19 protein-coding genes and 1 tRNA gene are annotated in these 18,498 nt (G+C 68.0%); 12 read left to right on the top strand and 8 right to left on the bottom strand.

Annotation, left to right across the window (positions count from 1 at the left end):
• The first annotated feature begins 244 nt into the window (after positions 1-244).
• Together BUF17_RS18480 and BUF17_RS18475 are read left to right on the top strand one after the other, a co-directional pair.
• Positions 245-790 carry a SixA phosphatase family protein gene (locus BUF17_RS18480; protein WP_073631491.1) on the top strand — a complete coding sequence of 182 codons (546 nt, stop codon included), beginning with the start codon at positions 245-247 and terminating at the stop codon, positions 788-790.
• Positions 791-1,005: 215 nt separating this feature from the next.
• Complete coding sequence (locus BUF17_RS18475) at positions 1,006-1,593, top strand: DUF1131 family protein (RefSeq protein ID WP_073631489.1); 588 nt, start codon at positions 1,006-1,008, stop codon at positions 1,591-1,593.
• Between the two features lie 159 nt (positions 1,594-1,752).
• On the opposite strand, the gene gatA is transcribed toward BUF17_RS18475, so the two are convergent.
• The 3 genes from gatA to BUF17_RS18460 form a co-directional block, all read right to left on the bottom strand.
• Complete coding sequence (gene gatA, locus BUF17_RS18470; protein WP_073631487.1) at positions 1,753-3,231, bottom strand: Asp-tRNA(Asn)/Glu-tRNA(Gln) amidotransferase subunit GatA; 1,479 nt, start codon at positions 3,229-3,231, stop codon at positions 1,753-1,755.
• Between the two features lie 97 nt (positions 3,232-3,328).
• The gene (gene gatC / locus BUF17_RS18465; RefSeq protein ID WP_073631485.1) at positions 3,329-3,616 is read right to left on the bottom strand and encodes an Asp-tRNA(Asn)/Glu-tRNA(Gln) amidotransferase subunit GatC; all 288 of its coding nucleotides are present in this window, start codon (positions 3,614-3,616) and stop codon (positions 3,329-3,331) included.
• A gap of 218 nt (positions 3,617-3,834) precedes the next feature.
• Positions 3,835-4,545 carry a metal-dependent hydrolase gene (locus BUF17_RS18460; RefSeq protein ID WP_073631483.1) on the bottom strand — a complete coding sequence of 237 codons (711 nt, stop codon included), beginning with the start codon at positions 4,543-4,545 and terminating at the stop codon, positions 3,835-3,837.
• Positions 4,546-5,024: 479 nt separating this feature from the next.
• Between BUF17_RS18460 and ruvX the strand changes: the two genes are divergently transcribed.
• Both ruvX and cbiB read left to right on the top strand, forming a co-directional pair.
• Positions 5,025-5,513 (top strand): Holliday junction resolvase RuvX, encoded by a 489-nt coding sequence (gene ruvX, locus BUF17_RS18455; RefSeq protein ID WP_073631482.1) that lies wholly within the window; start codon positions 5,025-5,027, stop codon positions 5,511-5,513.
• A 162-nt stretch (positions 5,514-5,675) separates the two neighbouring features.
• Positions 5,676-6,650 carry an adenosylcobinamide-phosphate synthase CbiB gene (gene cbiB, locus BUF17_RS18450; protein ID WP_073631480.1) on the top strand — a complete coding sequence of 325 codons (975 nt, stop codon included), beginning with the start codon at positions 5,676-5,678 and terminating at the stop codon, positions 6,648-6,650.
• 36 nt (positions 6,651-6,686) lie between these two features.
• On the opposite strand, the gene BUF17_RS18445 is transcribed toward cbiB, so the two are convergent.
• The 4 genes from BUF17_RS18445 to cobU all read right to left on the bottom strand — a co-directional run bounded on the left by BUF17_RS18445 (position 6,687) and on the right by cobU (position 9,985).
• A complete protein-coding gene (locus tag BUF17_RS18445) occupies positions 6,687-7,079 on the bottom strand; it encodes a VOC family protein (protein WP_073631478.1) in 393 nt (130 codons plus the stop codon).
• A gap of 69 nt (positions 7,080-7,148) precedes the next feature.
• Positions 7,149-7,871, bottom strand: coding sequence for a helix-turn-helix transcriptional regulator (locus tag BUF17_RS18440; RefSeq protein WP_073631476.1), 723 nt, complete (start codon positions 7,869-7,871; stop codon positions 7,149-7,151).
• Between the two features lie 24 nt (positions 7,872-7,895).
• On the bottom strand, positions 7,896-9,371 hold the full coding sequence (locus BUF17_RS18435) for a cobyric acid synthase (protein ID WP_073631652.1): 1,476 nt from the start codon (positions 9,369-9,371) through the stop codon (positions 7,896-7,898).
• Between the two features lie 32 nt (positions 9,372-9,403).
• A complete protein-coding gene (cobU, locus tag BUF17_RS18430; protein ID WP_084564928.1) occupies positions 9,404-9,985 on the bottom strand; it encodes a bifunctional adenosylcobinamide kinase/adenosylcobinamide-phosphate guanylyltransferase in 582 nt (193 codons plus the stop codon).
• 204 nt (positions 9,986-10,189) lie between these two features.
• On the opposite strand from cobU, the gene BUF17_RS18425 reads away from it, so the two are divergent.
• Together BUF17_RS18425 and BUF17_RS18420 are read left to right on the top strand one after the other, a co-directional pair.
• Positions 10,190-10,265: transfer RNA gene (locus BUF17_RS18425), tRNA-Asn, on the top strand.
• Positions 10,266-10,697: 432 nt separating this feature from the next.
• Positions 10,698-12,626, top strand: a complete 1,929-nt coding sequence (locus tag BUF17_RS18420) for an acyltransferase family protein (protein ID WP_073631474.1) — start codon at positions 10,698-10,700, stop codon at positions 12,624-12,626.
• Here BUF17_RS18420 and BUF17_RS18415 read toward each other — a convergent pair.
• Positions 12,623-13,543: an AraC family transcriptional regulator gene (locus BUF17_RS18415; RefSeq protein WP_342186225.1), complete on the bottom strand. Its 921-nt coding sequence runs from the start codon at positions 13,541-13,543 to the stop codon at positions 12,623-12,625. The genes BUF17_RS18420 and BUF17_RS18415 overlap by 4 nt on opposite strands.
• A 106-nt stretch (positions 13,544-13,649) precedes the next feature.
• Here BUF17_RS18415 and BUF17_RS18410 point away from each other — a divergent pair, with 106 nt between their 5' ends.
• The 6 genes from BUF17_RS18410 to BUF17_RS18385 all read left to right on the top strand — a co-directional run bounded on the left by BUF17_RS18410 (position 13,650) and on the right by BUF17_RS18385 (position 18,256).
• Complete coding sequence (locus BUF17_RS18410; protein WP_073631649.1) at positions 13,650-14,480, top strand: SDR family oxidoreductase; 831 nt, start codon at positions 13,650-13,652, stop codon at positions 14,478-14,480.
• Between the two features lie 35 nt (positions 14,481-14,515).
• Entirely contained in the window at positions 14,516-15,181 is a 666-nt protein-coding gene (locus BUF17_RS18405; protein WP_073631470.1) for an HAD-IA family hydrolase, read from the top strand.
• Positions 15,182-15,306: 125 nt separating this feature from the next.
• Complete coding sequence (locus BUF17_RS18400) at positions 15,307-16,101, top strand: class I SAM-dependent methyltransferase (protein ID WP_073631468.1); 795 nt, start codon at positions 15,307-15,309, stop codon at positions 16,099-16,101.
• 156 nt (positions 16,102-16,257) lie between these two features.
• Positions 16,258-16,860, top strand: a complete 603-nt coding sequence (gene def / locus BUF17_RS18395; protein WP_073631466.1) for a peptide deformylase — start codon at positions 16,258-16,260, stop codon at positions 16,858-16,860.
• Between the two features lie 76 nt (positions 16,861-16,936).
• A complete protein-coding gene (locus BUF17_RS18390) occupies positions 16,937-17,434 on the top strand; it encodes a hypothetical protein (RefSeq protein WP_073631464.1) in 498 nt (165 codons plus the stop codon).
• An 84-nt stretch (positions 17,435-17,518) separates the two neighbouring features.
• Positions 17,519-18,256, top strand: a complete 738-nt coding sequence (locus BUF17_RS18385; RefSeq protein ID WP_073631462.1) for a phosphatase PAP2 family protein — start codon at positions 17,519-17,521, stop codon at positions 18,254-18,256.
• The last annotated feature ends 242 nt before the right edge of the window (positions 18,257-18,498 follow it).

Here is an 18,498-nt window from a genome sequence, read left to right as displayed (position 1 = left end):
AAAAGCGGCCATCGCGCAGGAATTGCAGAGCGACGCTTATCGCTGGACAGCGCCGCCCAGTCCTGAGACCTTCAAATGCAGGAGCCGGCGGCGAGCATCGGGGCGGCCGGACCACACGCCTGCGCCGGAATCGAATGTCCGGTGCAAGGCTCCGGGCCCGGGCCGTCCGGTCCCGAGAGACGCGGACCCGAGGTCCCGGACCCGAAAATCCCGGCCGGCAGCCAACGAGAGGACCATCGTCCGTATGCCCCGCCTTCTGCTGCTTCGTCATGCCAAGTCCTCGTGGGACGTGCCGGGCCTCAACGATCACGACCGGCCGCTCAATTCGCGCGGCCGCCACGCCGCGCCGCTGATGGGCCGCCATATCGCCGCCCATGCGCTGCTGCCGGAACGGATCGTGTGCTCCACAGCCCGGCGCACCCGCGAGACGCTGGCGGGTCTGCTGCCCTATCTCGACAGGGAAATGGATATCCGCCTGTCGCGCGATCTCTACGACAGCGGCCCGGCGGACTATATCGACGTGATCCGCGCCTTCGGCGGCACCGCGCGCGTGCTCCTCATCATCGGGCACAACCCGACGCTGCAGGAGACGGCCGTGGAGCTCGTCGGCACCGGCAATCCGGCGCTGATCGACACCATCGCGACGGAATACCCCACGGCGAGCCTCGCCGTGATCGATTTTCCGGAAAAGAAGTGGTCCGAGATCACCCCTCATGGCGGGCGCATCGTGGCGTTCTTCCAGCCGCGCGAACTTGAGGCGATCGATTCCGGCAATGGCCCGGGCGGCTGACACGCACCGGCGCTCATCGTTCGTTAACCAAAGAACAACCGTGGCCGTGCATGATCGCGCGGCGTCCCGGCCGATCGCCTGGCCGGGAAAAGACGTTTAAACGCAAAGCCTTGAATTTGATCGCGTCCCCGCTGCAGCCCGCGTCGGCCCCGGCCGAACGGCGGACGCGGCCGACGTCCGCGATCGCGAAGTCCAACCCTTTACGGAGTCGCCCCATGCGGCGCAAAGCCTTCTGGCGCACGACCATCGTCCTTGCCGGCCTGCTGATGACCGCGGCCTGCACCACGGAGACGGCGACCTCGCCCGTCGCCGAAGCCCCCGTTGCCCGCGGCCACGCGGTCCGGTTCACCGCCGCCTCCGCCGGCCCGGTCACGGCCGAGACCGCCTACAGCGCATCGTCGCTCGGCGCGCTGATGCCGCAGTTCCAGATCAAGCCGATCGAGACGGCGAACGAGAACAACACCACGAGCGCGCTCGCGGCGTTCTCCAACGGTCTCCAGGTCATGCAGTTCCTGCGGGGATCGAACGGCCGGGTCGGCGAGGTGTTCGGCGTCAGTGAGAACATCGTCGGCCCGAACGGCGAGCGCCTGGGCATGACGTTCCGGCAGGCCCGCGTCTCCCATGGCAGCTGCCGCATGGGCGGCGAACTGTGGACGGACATGGCGATCTGCCCGGCGCCCGGCACGCGGAACGTGTTCCTGGTGTTCGCCGTGCCGCAATATCGCGGTCCGCTCGACAAGCTGCCGCCGCCCGCGGAGCTCGATGGAGCCGAGCTTCAGCGCATCGTCTGGCGCCCTGCCTGACGGTGCGAGCGGCTGCCGGCTAGAGCGCTTTCCGATCTGATGGAATCATCAGATCGACAAGAAATCACTCCAGATTCAAAAGCTTGAGCATAACCCGTTCAGATCGGTTCGATCTGAACGGGTTATGCTCTAACCGGCAGCCGCGCTTCATGCGGCCGATCAGGCCCACCAGCGGCCGGGCGTGAACCGGCCGGCCGCGGCCTCGATGGCGGCGCCGAGCGAGAACAGCTGCTCCTCGCCGAACGGCCGGCCGATGAGCTGGAGCCCGAGCGGCAGACCGTCGGAAGACAGGCCCGCCGGCACCGACAGGCCCGGCAGGCCGGCGAGGTTCACCGTCACGGTGAACACGTCGTTCAGGTACATCTCGACCGGTGACATGCTCGAGGTGGAGCCGATCGGGAAAGCCGGCGACGGCGTCGCCGGTGCCAGCACGGCATCGACGCCGGCATCGAAGGCGGTCTCGAAATCCCGCTTCACCAGCGTCCGCACCTTCTGCGCCCTGGCATAATAGGCGTCGTAATAGCCGGCCGAGAGCACGTAGGTCCCGACGAGCACGCGGCGGCGCACCTCGGCGCCGAAGCCGGCTGCACGGGTCTGCTCATACATGTCGGTGATGTCCGAGCCGTCGACCCGCAGGCCGTAGCGCACACCATCGTAGCGGGCGAGGTTCGAGGAGGCCTCCGCCGGCGCAACAATGTAGTAGGCCGGCAGCGCCGCCTTGGTGTGCGGCAGCGAAATTTCCACGATCTCGCAGCCGGCGTCCTTCAGCCACGCCGCGCCCTTGTCCCACAGCGCCTGGATTTCCGAGGACAGCCCGTCCATGCGGTACTCGGCCGGGATGCCGATGCGCAGGCCCTTGAGGCTGGCGCCGACCGCCTTCTCGTAGTCCGGAACCGGACGGTCGACCGACGTCGAATCCTTCTCGTCGAACCCGGCCATCGCCTTGAGCAGCACCGCGGCATCGCGCACGTCGCGGGCGATGGCGCCGGCCTGGTCGAGCGACGAGGCGTAGGCGACGATGCCCCAGCGCGAGCAGCGGCCGTAGGTCGGCTTGATGCCCACGGTGCCGGTCAGCGCCGCCGGCTGGCGGATGGAGCCACCGGTGTCGGTCGCGGTCGCCGCGGCGCAGAGCCTTGCGGCGACGGCGGCCGCCGAACCGCCGGACGAGCCGCCGGGCACCAGCGGCGTGTCGTCGCCGGCGCGGCGCCACGGATTGATCACCGGGCCGAACGCGGAACTCTCGTTCGACGAGCCCATGGCGAATTCGTCGCAGTTGAGCTTGCCCAGCATCACCGCGCCTTCGGCCCAGAGCTTCGACGTCACCGTCGATTCATAGGGCGGCACGAAGTTGCCGAGGATCTTCGAGCAGGCGGTGGTGCGCACGCCTTCGGTCGCGAACATGTCCTTGACGCCGAGCGGCACGCCTTCGAGCAGCCCCGCCTCGCCCCGCGCGATCCGCGCGTCGGAGGCTGCCGCCATCTCGAGTGCCTTCTCCGGCGTCTCCAGCACATAAGCGTTGAGGCCGCGGGCGGCCTCGATCGCGGCGATGTGCGCCTCGGCGACTTCGACGGCCGAGAAGGTGCGCTCGTCGAGACCGGCGCGGAGGGCGGCGATGGAAAGTTCGGTCAGCTCTGTCATGGTGTTCGGGTCCGGCACGGTCGGCGGGGAAGGCGGGGCTTGCGATGTGCGGCGCGCGCGTGAGGCCCTGCCCGGTCGAATGGCGGCGGCTGCCGGCCTATTCGACGACCTTCGGCACGAGATAGTAGTCGTCTTCCGACAGGGGCGCGTTCGCGAGAACCTTGTCTGCGATGCCGCCGTCGGTGATGACGTCCCGCCGCATCCGCATGCCGAGAGCCACCGCGGAAGTCATCGGCTCGACGCCTTCGACGTCGACCTGCGCCAGTTCGTCCACCAGGCCGAAGATGGCGTTGAGCTCATCCTCCAGGCGGACGGCTTCCTCCGGGGTGACGGCGATCCGCGCCAGGCGGGCGACCTTGGCGACGGTGCTGGCATCGACCGACATGAGACGTGTCTCCGATGGTGCGGACAGCCGCCATGCGGCCGATCCGGAGCCTTGAAATAATGCGGCGGCCGATCCTCGCGACCGACCGCCCGCCTAATAGCATCCCGGTTTCGGGCGAAACAACTGCGCGTCGCATCCGATCGGCGGGAACCACACGTCCCGCCGGCCGAATGGCCGTCTTCCGGCGTCCTTCAGGACCGGCGACGGCCGTGGGCGCCTCAGAAATAGTCCCGCGGCGAGAAGCGCTCGTTCTTCTCCGGCACATGCACGACCGTGCGCGATCCCGACATCTCCTCGACGAAGACATCGGCGCTCTGGGCGAGCAGCGGGAAGGTTCCGTAGTGGCAGGGGACCACGAGGCGGAAGCTGAAGAACCGCGAGCAGGCGAATGCCGCGTTGTGGGCACCCATGGTGAAGCGGTCGCCGATCGGCACCAGCCCGATCTCGGGGCGATAGAGGTCGTCGATCAGGCGCATGTCGCCGAACACGTCGGTGTCGCCCATGTGGTAGAGCACCGGTTCGCCCGCGGCCTTGATGATGACGCCGAGCGGATTGCCGAGATAGACCGGAAGCCCGTTCTCCTCGACCGCCGAGGAATGCAGCGCCTGCACGAAGGTGACGGAGAAGGCGCCGAGATTGATGGTGCCGCCGGTATTGCCCATCTCCAGCGACTTCACGCCCTTCGACGCGAGCCAGCCGCACAGTTCGGGGTTGGCGACAACGGTCGCGCCGGTGCGGGCGGCAAGGGCGACCGTATCGCCGATGTGGTCGGCGTGGCCGTGGGTGAGAACGATGTGGGTCACGCCCTCGGCAACCTCGTCCACCGATCCGGTGAACACGGGATTGCCGGTCAGGAAGGGATCGATCAGCACGGATGCCTCGGAGAGGTCCACCCGGAAGGCGCTATGTCCATACCAAGTAAGGTGCATGTGATACTCCTGTGCTTCGCAGCGAGGCCGGGCGCGACGACGGCAGGCACGAGGTCCGCCTGCGACGATCGGCATCGGCGGGCTGATCCCGCCTCTCGCGGCGCGTGGTGAAGACAAAAGGCGTGGCTGCAAGTTTTGCCGACAGGCGAAATTGCGGTCTGTCCCGGATCGACGGCAGGCTGGCAGAGCGCGTGTCTGCCCGCCGGGTGGGGGAATCCCGCAGCGACACGGTGGCGCCCGGACCGGCGCCGGCCCGCCCGAACCGAATTCCCGAGGCGGGCCGGCGCACTATAAGCCACAATCCGGTCGTCGCAACTCTCCCCATCCATGATCGTCTGTTTCACATATAATTGGCCGGCGAGCCCGTCAGCGGGCGAGTTCGTCTCGCGAAGAGGCCGGACCCGTGATACCGATTCGCAACGTGCGGGGAATCATCCCGATTCCCTCGATTGCTTGATTGTCGGAGCCAGGACGCGGCCATGAAGACCCCTGAGACCCGGATCGAGGAACTGGTCCCTCTCCTGGCAGGTGAATCCCGGCTCCTCGGTGTCGATCTTGGAACCAAGACCATCGGGTTGGCGCTTTCCGACGTCGGCCGGCGGATCGCGACGCCGATGGAAACCATCCGCCGCACCCGGTTCGCGGCAGACGCGGACCTGTTGCTCGACATCATCGACGAGCACGGCATCGCGGCCATGGTGATCGGTCTTCCGCTGAACATGGACGGATCGGAAGGGCCGCGCGCCCAGTCGACGCGGGCGTTCGTCCGCAATCTCGCGCAATTGACCGACGTTCCCGTCGTCTACTGGGACGAGCGGCTTTCGACAGTCGCCGTGACCCGCACGCTTCTCGAGGCGGATGCCTCCCGAGCGCGCCGCGCCGACGTCGTCGACAAGATGGCCGCCGCCTATCTGCTGCAGGGCGCGCTCGACCGGCTGAGCGCCCTTGCCACCGACGAAGGCGAGTGAGGATCGGCGGCCTAGAGCATATCCCGCTCAGATTGAGCCGATCTGAACGGCGAGGATATGCTCAAGCTTTTGAATCTGGAGCGATTTCTTGTCGATCTGATGAGTCCATCAGATCGAAAGCGCTCTAGCCTTGCGGTCCCGACGCCGCGGACGGAATGAACGATGTTCGGCCTCGAAGACGCCCTTGCCGTGCTCGTGGTGGCGCTCGCGCTCGACGGCTTCGTCGGCGATCCGCCCTGGCTGTGGCGCCGCCTGCCGCATCCGGTCGCGCTGTTCGGCCGCCTGATCGGCCTGCTCGACCGTCGCCTGAACGACCCGGCCCTGCCGGAGGCAAGCCGGCGTGCCCGGGGCTTCGCCGCCGCCGTGGTGATCGCGGGCGTACCGGCGGTGATCGCAGCCGCGGTGCAGGGCGCGCTGCTGTTGTTGCCGTGGCCGCTCGGCCCGCTCGCCGTTGCCACCGTCGCCGCGGTGTTTCTCGCCCAGCGCTCGCTCTATGACCATGTCGCCGCGGTTGCCGATGCGCTCGCCGGCGAGGGACTGGAGGCCGCCCGCGTCGCGGTCTCTCACGTCGTCGGGCGGGACCCGGCCGCGCTTGACGAAACCGGCATCGCCAGGGCGGCGATCGAGACCACGGCAGAGAGCTTCTGCGACGGTATCGTCGCTCCGGCCTTCTGGTTCGCCCTGTTCGGGCTGCCCGGCATCGTCGCCTACAAGGCCATCAACACCGCCGATTCGATGATCGGTCACAAGACGCCGCGCCATGCCGCGTTCGGCTTCGCCGCCGCGCGGCTCGACGATCTCGTCAACCTCATCCCGGCCCGGATCGCCGGCGCGCTGATCGTGCTGGTGAGCCCGCTGACCAAGGCATCGCCGGCCGCAGTCGCGCGCACCATGCTGCGGGATGCGCCGCACCATCCCTCGCCGAATGCCGGCTGGCCGGAGGCCGCGATGGCCTCCGCCCTTGGCGTCGCCGTGCTCGGCCCGACCGTCTATGACGGCGAGGTCTATCCGAAGCCGTGGCTCAATGCCGCCGGACGCCGCATCATGACCGCCGGCGACATCCGGCGCGGGCTCGACCTCCTGGTGGCGGCCTGCCTCCTGCAGGCCCTCATCCTCGTCGCGCTGTCATGGCTTTGAGCGGGCGGGCCTGAACGCCTCACCCGCCTGAAGGCCTCAACCGGCGGACGGCTGGGCCAGATCTTCGGCCGGTGCGAACACCCGCAGCCGATGGCCGTCCGGATCGCTCGCGACGAAGGTCCGGCCGAAATCCTTCTCGACGGGCTCCATCAGCATCGTGACGCCCCTCGCCTTCCAGTCCGCGAACGTGGCATCGACGGCATCCCGGTCGTCGACGCGAATGCAGATCTCGACGCTGCCGCTGACCGGGGCCGATGCCGGTTCGACGCCCTCGCGCGACCAGAGCCCCAGCTTCAGCCCGGTCTCCAGGGCGAACAGCACGAAGGTCGGCGCCGATTCCACCGGCGCACAGCGCAGGAGATCGCCGTAGAACTGGCCGCTTTCGAGCGGGTCGGCGACATGCAGCAGCAGATAGGTCGGATGGGTCATTGTCCGGCTCCCTTGTGTTGGACGGACGGAGAATGAACCGCACCACTGTCAGTTTATGGCAGCATGACATCAGGTCTGCGGGGTTCCGTTTGCCGGGCCGCCCTTCCGACCACGGCTTGCCTGATCGGCGCGCCACCGCTTGAGCAGCACCGCGCGGCGTTCCGGATAGCGGCGCTCCAGAACCGACAGGCTGGCAATGCGGTCGGTGCGGAAATGGCGGATGTCGTTGCGCAGTTCGCACCAGCCGACCGCAACGCGCACGGTGTCGAAGAAACCAAGCGCGAACGGCCAGATGATGCGGCGCGTGGTTTCCCCACTGCCGTCGAGATAGACGATGTCGAGCTTGCGCTCCGCGCGGATCGCCTTGCGGATGACGGCCACGTCGACGACGCCGGCTTCCGGTCCTGGAGCCGGCCCGACAAGAAGCGTGTTGGCATCGAGCGCCTGTCTCAGGTCCGCCGGCAGCACCGCCGCGATCTTCGCCAGCGCGCTTTCGGCGGCGGAGCCGAGCCGTTCATCGGCGCGGCTCGCAACCCAGCGCGAGCCGAGCACGAGCGCCTCGATCTCATCCTCCGCAAACATCAAAGGCGGCAGCATGAAGCCCGGCTTCAGCACGTAGCCGACGCCGGGCTCGCCCGCGATCTCCGCGCCCTGGGCCTGGAGGCTGGCGATATCGCGATAAAGCGTCCGCAGGCTGACACCGGTCTCCTCCGCCAGCCGCCGGCCGCTGACCGGCCTGCGGTGATGGCGCAGAACCTGGAGAAGATCGAGCAGACGTTCGGATCGCGACACCGCGGTTTCCCTGCCGGAGGCTCGTCAGCGCGGGCATGGCGGCCGGTCCGCCGCGATGGCCAGCAGAGCCTCGATATCGAGATGCTGTTCCAGATGGGCGGCGAGGCCGTCGAGCGCAGCCTCGACGCCTGCTTCGTAACCGGCGGTGGAGGCAGTGCCGAGGCCGGCGAGGAAGCGGCGCCGGAAGCCGTCCGACGCGAACAGCCCGTGCACATAGGTACCGGCGACGAGGCCATCGGGCGAACGCGCACCGTCCGTCCGCCCGCCGAGATCGATCAGAGGCCTTGCGCGGTCCGGCCCCTCGGTGCGCCCGAGGTGGATCTCATACCCGGCGACCGTCTCGCCCGATGCGATGTCGCGCGCGGAGACCGGCCGCGTCACCTTGTCACCGGAAAGCACGGTATCGACATCGAGCAGTCCGAGGCCCGCCGCCGTGCCGGCCGGCCCCTCGACGCCCTCCGGATCCGCGATGGTCCGGCCAAGCATCTGGTAGCCGCCACACAGGCCGAGCACCCTGCCGCCGCGCCGGACATGGGCGCGGATATCGATGTCCCAGCCCTGCGCCCTGAGCACGGCCAGATCCGCGATGGTTGCCTTCGAGCCCGGCAGCACGACGAGATCGGCATCGCCCGGCACCGCCTCGCCGGCCTTCAGAAACCGCACCCGAACCTGCGGCTCGGCGGCAAGCGGGTCGAGATCGTCGAAATTCGCCATCCGCGGCAGCCGCAGGACGACCACCTGCAATGCCCGGCCGGAGCCGTGCGATTCTGGCCCGCCCGCGGCGGAGCGCTCCAGGGAAAGCGCATCCTCGGCCGGCAATGCGGCCGCGGCGGCGAACCAGGGAACGAGCCCGAGCGCACGCCAGCCCGTGCGCGCCTCGATCGCCGCCATTCCGCTCGCAAACAGCGCCGGGTCACCGCGGAAGCGATTGACGAGGAAGCCGCGGATCAAAGCCGCATCGGCTTCCGGCACCACCGCACGGGTGCCGACGAGGCTTGCGATCACCCCACCGCGGTCGATGTCGCCGACCATCACGACGGGCACGCCGGCGGCATGGGCAAAGCCCATATTGGCGATGTCGCCGCCGCGCAGGTTGATCTCGGCCGGACTTCCCGCCCCTTCCACCAGAACGAGGTCGGCCTCCGCCTCGATGCGCGCGAAGCTGTCGAGCACGGCCGGCATCAGCGCCGGCTTCAGCGCCTGATAGCCGGCGGCGCCGATGCTCTCCCGGCGCACGCCTTGCACCACCACCTGGGCGCCGCGCTCGCTTTCCGGCTTCAGCAGCACCGGGTTCATGTGCACGCTCGCCGGCGCGAAGGCGGCGCGGGCCTGCAGCGCCTGCGCGCGGCCGATCTCGCCGCCATCGGCCGTCACCGCGGCATTGTTGGACATGTTCTGCGGCTTGAACGGCCGGACGGTCAGGCCACGTCGGGCGAACAGCCGGCAAAGCCCGGCCACGACGAGCGACTTGCCGACATCGGAGCCGGTTCCCTGGAACATCACCGCCGGCACGCGGGCACTTCCGCCGCCGCTCACCACGCGATCTCCACATCGGGCGCGGGCTTGAGGCGCAGCGGCCGCCCGGCCGCGACGAACACCACGTCGCTCGCAACCTCGGCGACGAGCCGGTTCAACCGTCCCTGCGCATCGCGGAACGCGCGTCCGAGCGGCGTTTCCGGCACGAGGCTGAGCCCGACTTCGTTGGAGACGGCGATCAACGGCCCGGATGCCGAAACCATGGCGGCGACGACCTCATCGATGGCCGCTTCCACGGTGTGGCCGGCGAGCATGACATTGGAAAGCCAGAGCGTCAGGCAATCGGCGAGCACCACCGTGCCCGTCCCTGTCTCGCGCCGGACCGTTTCGGCGAGCTCCAGAGGTGCCTCGACCGTGCGCCAGTCCGCGCCGCGGTCGGCCCGGTGACGGGCGATCCGGGCCTCCATTTCGGCGTCGAACGCCTCGGCGGTGGCGACATAGGTACGCGCAAGCCCGCTCGCCCGCGCCAGACGTTCCGCGAACGCGCTCTTGCCCGAGCGCGCCCCGCCCAGCACCAGAACGAGGGCCGAGGGCTTTCCGACCGTACCCGTAGCGTCCGTGCCCGCAGCGCTCTCGATGCCGCCTTCTTCCTGCCTCACGCGGCTTTCCCCCTGCCCGGCCAAGCCCGCCCCCTTGGGGCACGAGCCCTACCTTTGCCCCGGCAAGGGCTTTCGCGACAAGCCTGTGAACAACTCGACGAAACGATTCAATCTCACCGAAGGGGCTTGGCAAGCCGGAACGACCCCGTTATATGCAACGCCGAGCCGGTCAGCCGGCTCTACTCCCCGGTAGCTCAGTCGGTAGAGCAAGCGGCTGTTAACCGCTGGGTCGCTGGTTCGAGTCCGGCCCGGGGAGCCATTTTCTTAAACGAAACCGCAGGCGCTTGGCGTCGCTGTTTCGGCCAACCCTTCGGCCCGTCTGTGGATGCTTTAAAAGCATGATCCGCGGGGCCGTTGGGAAGGCAAGCCAGACAGCTGGTGAACCCACCGTCGCAAATTCCCCCTTGTTATCCGGTTGATCTCGCCGCTTTGCCCCGCGCAGTGCGACACATGCCGACAGCATAGCAGTCGGCATTCGCGCGGCCCCTTCCCTGTTGCGCCAGACGATCTCTTCCGGAGCGTTGTGTTAAAGCGCCTGTCGCACACGGGACAGCCTGATGACCGGCGACATATCTCCGTCTAAAACGGCTGCGGCTTGCTTCGCCGCCCCGTCAGGCGCGGCAAGGCGGCTGCCCGCCGCTGGCGCGAAATGGCGCTGGACACGCAGACAACACGCATCCGGTAAGCGATCTTGGATAAAAGCAATCCTGCGACCGGCGGCTACATCGCGCCGCTGGACGGACTGAGAGCGGTCGCGATCCTCGCCGTCCTGCTGTTTCACGTCGAAAGCCCGTTCTTCAAGGGCGGCTTCGTGGGCGTGGACGTGTTCTTCGTCATTTCCGGCTTCATCATCACGCGAGGCATCGCGGCGGAACTCGATCAGGGCCGTTTCTCATACCGCGGCTTTCTCGCCCGCCGCATGGCCCGGCTCGTGCCGGCCCTTCTGGCGACCATCACGGCCAGTGCCGCCGCAGGCTACTTCCTGCTGACGCCCCGCCAACTGGTGGAGTTCGGCAACTCGGCGCTCGCCGCGGCCTTCTCCGTCTCCAACATCTTCTTCTATTTCCACACCGGTTATTTCGACGGCAATTCGGCCCTGAAGCCGCTGCTGCACACGTGGTCGCTCGGGGTGGAGGAGCAATTCTACCTGGTGTGGCCGCTCATCGCGATTCTGGCCTACCGCCTCGCGAGGCTGCGCGGCCTCGTCGGCGCGATGGCGGCGCTCGGCGTGGTTTCGCTGGTGGCGGCCGTTGTGGCCGAACCGCGATCGCCGGACGCGGTGTTCTATCTGACGCCGTTCCGGGTGTTTCAGTTCAGCCTCGGCGCGGTCGTCGGCGCAACGGGCTGGCGGCTGTCGGGCGCTGCCGCCACGGCGGCCACGGTTGCCGGGTTCGCGGCAATCCTTGTCGTCTCGATGATCGCGCCCGGCGCCGGCTCCGTATTGCTCGACATGCTGCTGCCATGTGCCGGGGCCGCGTTATTTCTCGTTGGCATGTCCTCGCCGGTCGCACGGCTCGCCTTCGGGAATGCGGTCGCAACGGCCGTCGGCCGGCGGGCCTATTCCGTCTATCTCGTTCACTGGCCGCTCATCGTGTTCACCCGCCCGATCTGGACAAAGCAGCCGGAGTGGATCGCGGTGCCCGCGCTGATCGCCGCCAGCTTCGCGCTCGGCGAGATCCTGCACCGCGCGGTCGAAGAGCGCTTCCGCTTCCACAACGCCGTGCCGTCCCCGACGCGGAGACGGCGGCTTCTCGGCGTCGGCGCCGCGCAGGCGGTGGTGGTCGCGGTCTGCGTGATCTTCCCGTTGTCCGGCGGCCTGCCGTTCCGCTTTGACGCGAACGTGGTCGCCCTCGTCGAGGCCACACAGATCGAGCGGGTGGAGATCGGCGAAGCGTCGGACTATGGCCGCTGCATCCTCAACACCGATATTCCGCTGGCCAAGTTCGACCCCGCCTACTGCGTCTCCGTCGATCCGGCCAAGCCCACTGTTGCCGTGCTCGGCGACAGCTTCGGTATCGACACCGTGACGGGACTGAGAGACCGATTCGGAAGCCGCTACCATTTCGCCAATGCGAGCTATGCCGGCTGCCCTCCGTTCCAGCCGGGGCCATTCAAGGCCGGGCCGCCTGACTGCGAGCGGTTCAACCGCCTCCGCCTCGATCTCGTCGCGAAAAGCGGCATCCGCACCGTGCTTCTCACCGGGAACTGGACCCCCGGACAGGACGTGCCGCTGGCCGAGACCATTGCCGGCCTGAGGCAGAAGGGCCTCACGGTCTATGTGGTGGGTGTCAGGGCGGCGTTCGACAGAAACGTGCCCGACCTCGTCGTCGAACTCGGCAATGTCGGCACGGCGAACGACGTGCTCCGCGAGCATTTGCTGCCGAACCGGTCGGCGTTCGATCAGACGATGAAAGCCGCCGTGGAAAAGGCCGGCGGCATCTACCTGCCCGTGCTCACGGCGCAATGCGGGCTGGCCTGCCCCGCGACCGCACCGACCGGCGAACTCGCCTATATCGATACAGCGCATCTGTCACGGGCGGGCATGGGCCTGCTCGCCGACACCATCCTGGAGCGAACCGGCGGCGGCTTCCGAATTCCGCAATCGACTCCGTCGCGTTAGAGCATATCTCGTCCAATGGCGCGGCTTTCCGATGCGGGGCCGCAGGCGCGCGCGAACGCGCCCGGAGGGCAACCGACGTGGCGGCGGAAGGCCGTGCTGAACGCGCTGGCCGATTCGTAGCCGATCTCGTCCGCCAGCCGGTCGAGAGGCGTCCCGCCCCGCGCGAGACTGTCCTTTGCCAGCGCAATCCGCCACTGCGACAGGTATTCGATCGGGCCGCAACCCACGATGTCGGCGAAACGCGCCGCGAACGCGGAGCGCGACATTCCCGCAATGTGCGCGAGGTCTGCGACCGTCCATCGGACACGAACGTCCGCGTGGATCGCGCGCAGCGCCTTGGCAACGGCGGCGTCGCGCATGCCGCCGAGCAGACCTGCACGGATGCCCGGTTCGGGTGATCCGTGGCGAAGCGCCTCGATCAGCATCACCTCCATGAGCCGCTGCAGGATCATCTCGCCACCCGGCCGCTCTTCGGCTGCCGTCTCATCCATGATCAGACCGATCACGCGCGACAAGCCGGTCGTATCCGCCTCCGCAGAGCGGATGTGGATCATCTCCGGCAGCAGCGATTGCATCAGCGCGGCGTTGGCGCGCTCGATCTGGAAGCCACCGCCAAGCATCCGGAAGTCGGGCGGGCCATCTGGATCGCCGTGGCGGAGAGGACGCGGCGACGGCTCCGAAGCAACACATGCCATGCCAACGCGGCTCGACATTTCGAAGGCGGGCGTCGCCGGCAGCAATACAAAGTCGCCCCGCTCGAGCCGGACGGGCGCCCGGCCCTGGAGCGCAAGCCAGCACCCGCCCTCGAGAACGATGGCGAAGCCGGGCTTGCCGTAGGCAGGATAACGCACGCCCCAGTCTCCGCGGCCGGAGATCGGCTTCGAGACGGCCGCGTGGGGGCTCAGCACGGCGATCACGGCACTGAGCGGATCCATTCTGGACGATCCATAAACAAAGAAAGACGATCAATTATAGCTCGTCCCGATCGCCTGTCTATGTTGGCTCGACAACATGGAGGCTCACGTGACCAAGACCATTCTCATCACAGGCACCTCGTCGGGCTACGGCAAGGCCGCCGCGGACCTGTTTCTCTCGCGCGGCTGGAACGTGGTCGCAACCATGCGCCGACCCGATCCGAACGTGTTCGACAGCGACACGCCGCGCCTGAAGGTCTTGCCGCTGGATGTCACCGACGGTGCCAGCATCGTCGCGGCGATTGACGAGGGCGTAGCCGCGTTCGGGGCCATCGACGTCCTCGTGAACAATGCCGGCATCGGACTCGCCTCGGCGTTCGAGGCGACGCCGGATGCGACCGTGCGCGAGATCTTCGAGACCAACACCTTCGGCGTCTTTGCCACCTGCCGTGCGATCATTCCGGTGATGCGGCGACAGGGACATGGCGTGATCGTCAACGTGACGTCGAGCGCGACCATCGGGCCGATGCCGCTCGTCGCCGTCTACACCGCCAGCAAGTCCGCGGTCGAAGGCTTCACCGAGTCGCTTTCCTATGAACTCCATCCGTTCGGCATCGCAGCGCGGCTGGTGGAGCCCGGTTACGGACCGACGACCAACTTCACCGCCAACGGGGGCGCACGCATGGCGGGGCTGATCCCTGCGGATTACGGCGCCTTCGCACAGGCCTGCTTCGGCAAGATGGCGCGCTATCCGACGCCTTACTGCACCGAGGTCGAAGTTGCCGACGCGATGCTCGCCGCCGCCAGCGACGACAGCCGCAGGGTGCGCTTTCCCGCGGGCGCCGACACCAGGATGCTGGCGGAGTTGCGCTGGTCCACGTCCGAGGAACACTATATCGCTCGGATGCGCGAGCTGTTCGATCCGGCTGGCGCGCGATAAAAAACAATGATCGAGCCAACCTCGGGGATCAGCCGATGCGGGACAGAACCTTCTCAGCCTTCCTGTTCGACATGGACGGCACCATCCTCGACAGCATCGCCGTGGCGAACCGCGTCTGGTCGCAATGGGCGGAGGGGCACGGCCTCGATCCGGCCGAGATCCTGAAAGTCATGCACGGCGTGCAGGCGGTGGCGACCATCCGCCGGTTCGCGCCGGCCGGCATCGACGCCGTGCATGAGGCGTCGCTGATCACGGAAGCCGAAATCGACGAGGTCGACGGCATCGTCGAGATCGCAGGCGCCAAGCGCTTTCTGGAGCAATTGCCGCCGGACCGCTGGGCGGTGGTGACGTCGGCGCCCCGGCGCCTCGCGATTCGCCGTCTGGAGGCTGCGGGCCTGCCCATCCCCACCGTTCTGGTCACCGCCGACGATGTGGCGAACGGGAAGCCGGCGCCCGATTGCTTCATCGCCGCGGCGGAGGCACTCGGCGTCGCGGTCTCGGAATGCCTCGTCTGGGAAGATGCTCCAGCGGGCATTGCCGCGGCGGAAGCGGCGGGCGCGTCGGTCATGGTCGTCGGTGCGACGCATCATCACGAGATGCGGACCCCGCATCCCGTCATTCGCAGCTACCACCGGCTGGGACTGGAGGCGGATACGGACGGCAGGCTGCGGCTGGTCGATATCGACGAGACCGCCGCCTGAGCCGGACCGCAGCGCCGCAGCCGGCCTTCCTCCCTACGCGCGACATTTTCGCCGAAGACGATCGGGGACTGCCGGCCGGAGATCGCTCCTGCGCAGATGGCGCCGGCTGCAGCGAGGACGGAACGGTGATCACAATCCCCTTCGAAGCCGGGCGGTTTCACTCGACAGCCGAATATTACGAACGGTTCCGCGTTCCCTATCCCGACGCCCTGATCGAGCGCGTGGCCGAACGCACCGGGCTGGCGCCGGGCGGCCGGCTCATCGATCTCGGCTGCGGCCCGGGTCAGCTCGCCATCGCGTTCGCGCGGCTCGCCGGCGCCTTGCCGACCGGAATCGATCCGGAGCCGGAAATGCTCGCGGCCGCCCGACGGGCCGCCGAAGCGGCCGGCGTCGATATCCGGCTGGTTCAGGGCTCGTCCTACGATCTCGCTCCGCACCTCGGTCCTGCCCGGCTCGTCGTGATGGGACGCTCGTTTCATTGGATGGACCGGGCGGATACGCTTCTGCGTCTCAACGCCATCGTTGAACCCGGCGGCGCCGTCGCGCTTTTCGACGACAGAAGCATCGCCGCCACGCCCGACTGGCGGCCGGTTCTCGACAATCTCTCACAGCTCTATTCGCCCGAACGCAGCGAAAGCCGCACCCTGCGCCGTGGCCCGGACTGGGTGCCGCACGAACGCGTGCTGCTCGCCTCCCCCTTTCCCGTTCTGGAGCGCATCAGCCGCATCTGCGTGCGCAGGCTTTCGGCCGACGACATCGTCGGACGCGCATTCTCGATGTCGGTGACGTCCCGCCAGAACCTCGGGCAGGAGGCGGTGGCGTTCGAGGCAGCGCTTCGGAAGGACCTGCAGGCGCTGTCGCCGGACGACAGTTTCGAGGAAACCGTCGAAGTACGTGCGCTGATCGCAACCCGGCCCTGAGCGGACCGGCGCGACCAATGCCCCTTCGCCGAAGGGGCGAAGCAGCCATATCTTCGCCGTGTTCGCAGGGTGCGAAAGCGTACGTTCGGCCACAGCGCCGCCCACCGCGCGATCCGTCTCCCGGATCGGGGATCACCGCAGCACCGGAGCGCATCGATGACTTCGCTGGAGATCGTCCAGGCCGGCGACCCGGTTCTTCGAGCCGTCGCCGTCCCCGTCGTGGACGAGGAGATCGTCTCGGCCGAGTTCCATGATTTCGTCGAGGCGATGATCGCCACGATGCGGGCCGCACCCGGCGTCGGGCTGGCGGCACCGCAGGTCGGCGTCTCCAAGCGTGTGCTCGTCGCGGAAGACCGCGACAGTGCCATCGCCGCGCTTCCGGCGAGCCGCATCGCAGACATGGAGCGGGTGCCGTTCGGGCCGCTCGTCATGATCAATCCCGAGATGCGGCCGGCGTCCGAAGAGCGACGCGTGTTCTTCGAGGGCTGCCTGTCGGTCGCCGGGTTCGCTGCCCTCGTCGCGCGATACCGAGAGATCGAGGTGCGCTGGACCGACGAAACCGGTGTGCACCATGGCTGGACGCGCTTCTCCGGCTGGCCGGCGCGCATCCTGCAACACGAAATCGACCACCTCGACGGCGTGCTCTATACCGACCGCATGATCGCACGCTCCTTCATGACGGCCGAGGCGATGCGGGCGAGGGCCGCGATGCCGGTCGCGGACATATTGCGCGAGGCCGGCATCACGGAACGGACCTGAGCCCGGCCGTCACTCTCTCCGCGCGGTCGCCTGCGCGGTCACCCCAAATGACCACCTCCGATCCGAGACCCCTGCGATGCACGCCCCCCAGATTGCCGCCTTCATCCTTGCCGCGGCGCTCGCCCTTCCTGCCGCCGCCGCCGCCCAGACACCCCAGCTGGTTCCTCCCGCCGCCGCAGTGTGCGAGGCGCTCGCCGTGAAGATGCGCAAGGCCGTCCGGCTGCCGTTCGTCACCGCCGATATCGACTTCACCGATCCGATCAGCGGCTGGCGTGGCCGGGCCTGCCGGATCGCGGGCAGCGGCCGGGGCCTCGCCTACACATCGCTGGAGACCGCGCTGGCCGCCATCCAGAAGCCGTTCGCCGACTGGCGGCTCGACAAGTCGCGCACGGCGACCAGCCCGAACGGCGAGATGAAGAGTTTCAAGAAGGACGATCTCATCGCCGTCGTTTCCGCCGAATGGAACCCGCCTCCCGGCGCCTGCCCGGCCGGCGAGCCCGTGGCGGATTGCACGGTGAAGTCGGCGCGCAAGGTGTGGTCCGTCACGGTCGATCTCATAGAGCGGGCCCGCTGAACGCGGTCACGACCGCGTCAGCCATCTCGCATTCGCCGGAAGGCTCCGCCATATGGTTCGGCGTCCGATTGCTCTGGAGATATGATGAAGATCGAACCGTCCCGGCCCGTTTCGTTTCATGGGCGCGTCGCCGCCTTCGCGCGGGCGGAAGCGGCACTGCTGATCGCCTTCCTCGCGGTCTGTGCGCTGATGTCGGTGTTCTGGATGGTCGCCGACGCCGTGGTGGAGGGCGAGGGCGCAGCGCTCGATGCGGGCATCATCACCGCCTTCCGCGATCCGGCCGATCTCGCCCGCGCCATCGGGCCGTTCTGGCTGCAGGAAGCCGCGCGCGATGTGACCGCCCTCGGCAGCACCGTCGTGCTGATCTTCGTGCTGGCGGTCGGCGTCGGCTATCTCTGGCTGACCCGCCGCAGAGGTGACGCGGTGCTCTTGCTAATCGCGGTCGTGGGCGGGCAGCTGCTGTCGTCGGGCCTGAAGTGGCTGTTCGCCCGCCCGCGGCCGGATATCGTGCCGCATCTCGTCGAGGTATCGACCGCGAGCTTTCCGAGCGGACATTCCACGCTGTCGGCCGTCGCCTACCTCACCATCGGCGCCCTGATCGCCCGCGTCCACACTCGCAAGCGCGTGAAGCTCTACGTGCTCGGCATGGCCGTGGTGCTTACCGTCGCCATCGGCATCAGCCGCGTTTATCTCGGCGTGCACTGGCCATCCGACGTACTGGCGGGTTGGGCGCTCGGTGCGGGCTGGGCGCTCGCCTGCTGGTCTGTCGCCGTCCGCCTGAGGCGTACGGTGACGGTCGACCCTCCGGAAATCTCGTCGTGACCGGGCACCGCAGAGCGCTTTCCGGTCTGATGAACTAGAGCATATCCCGATCAGATCGGATCGATCTGAACGACAAGGATATGCTCAAGCTTTTGAATCTGGAGCGATTTCTGGTCGATCTGATGATTCCATCTGATCGGAAAGCGCTCTAAGGCTTGTGGGGATTCACCGCGAGTTGATGACGGCAGCGGCGAGGTAGATCATGGCCTCGAAGCTGCGGTCGGTTTTGCAAGCGCGCATGG

The organism is Pseudoxanthobacter soli DSM 19599, from assembly GCF_900148505.1.
In the GTDB taxonomy this organism is placed as follows: domain Bacteria; phylum Pseudomonadota; class Alphaproteobacteria; order Rhizobiales; family Segnochrobactraceae; genus Pseudoxanthobacter; species Pseudoxanthobacter soli.
This window is presented reverse-complemented; position numbering and strand designations above follow the sequence as displayed.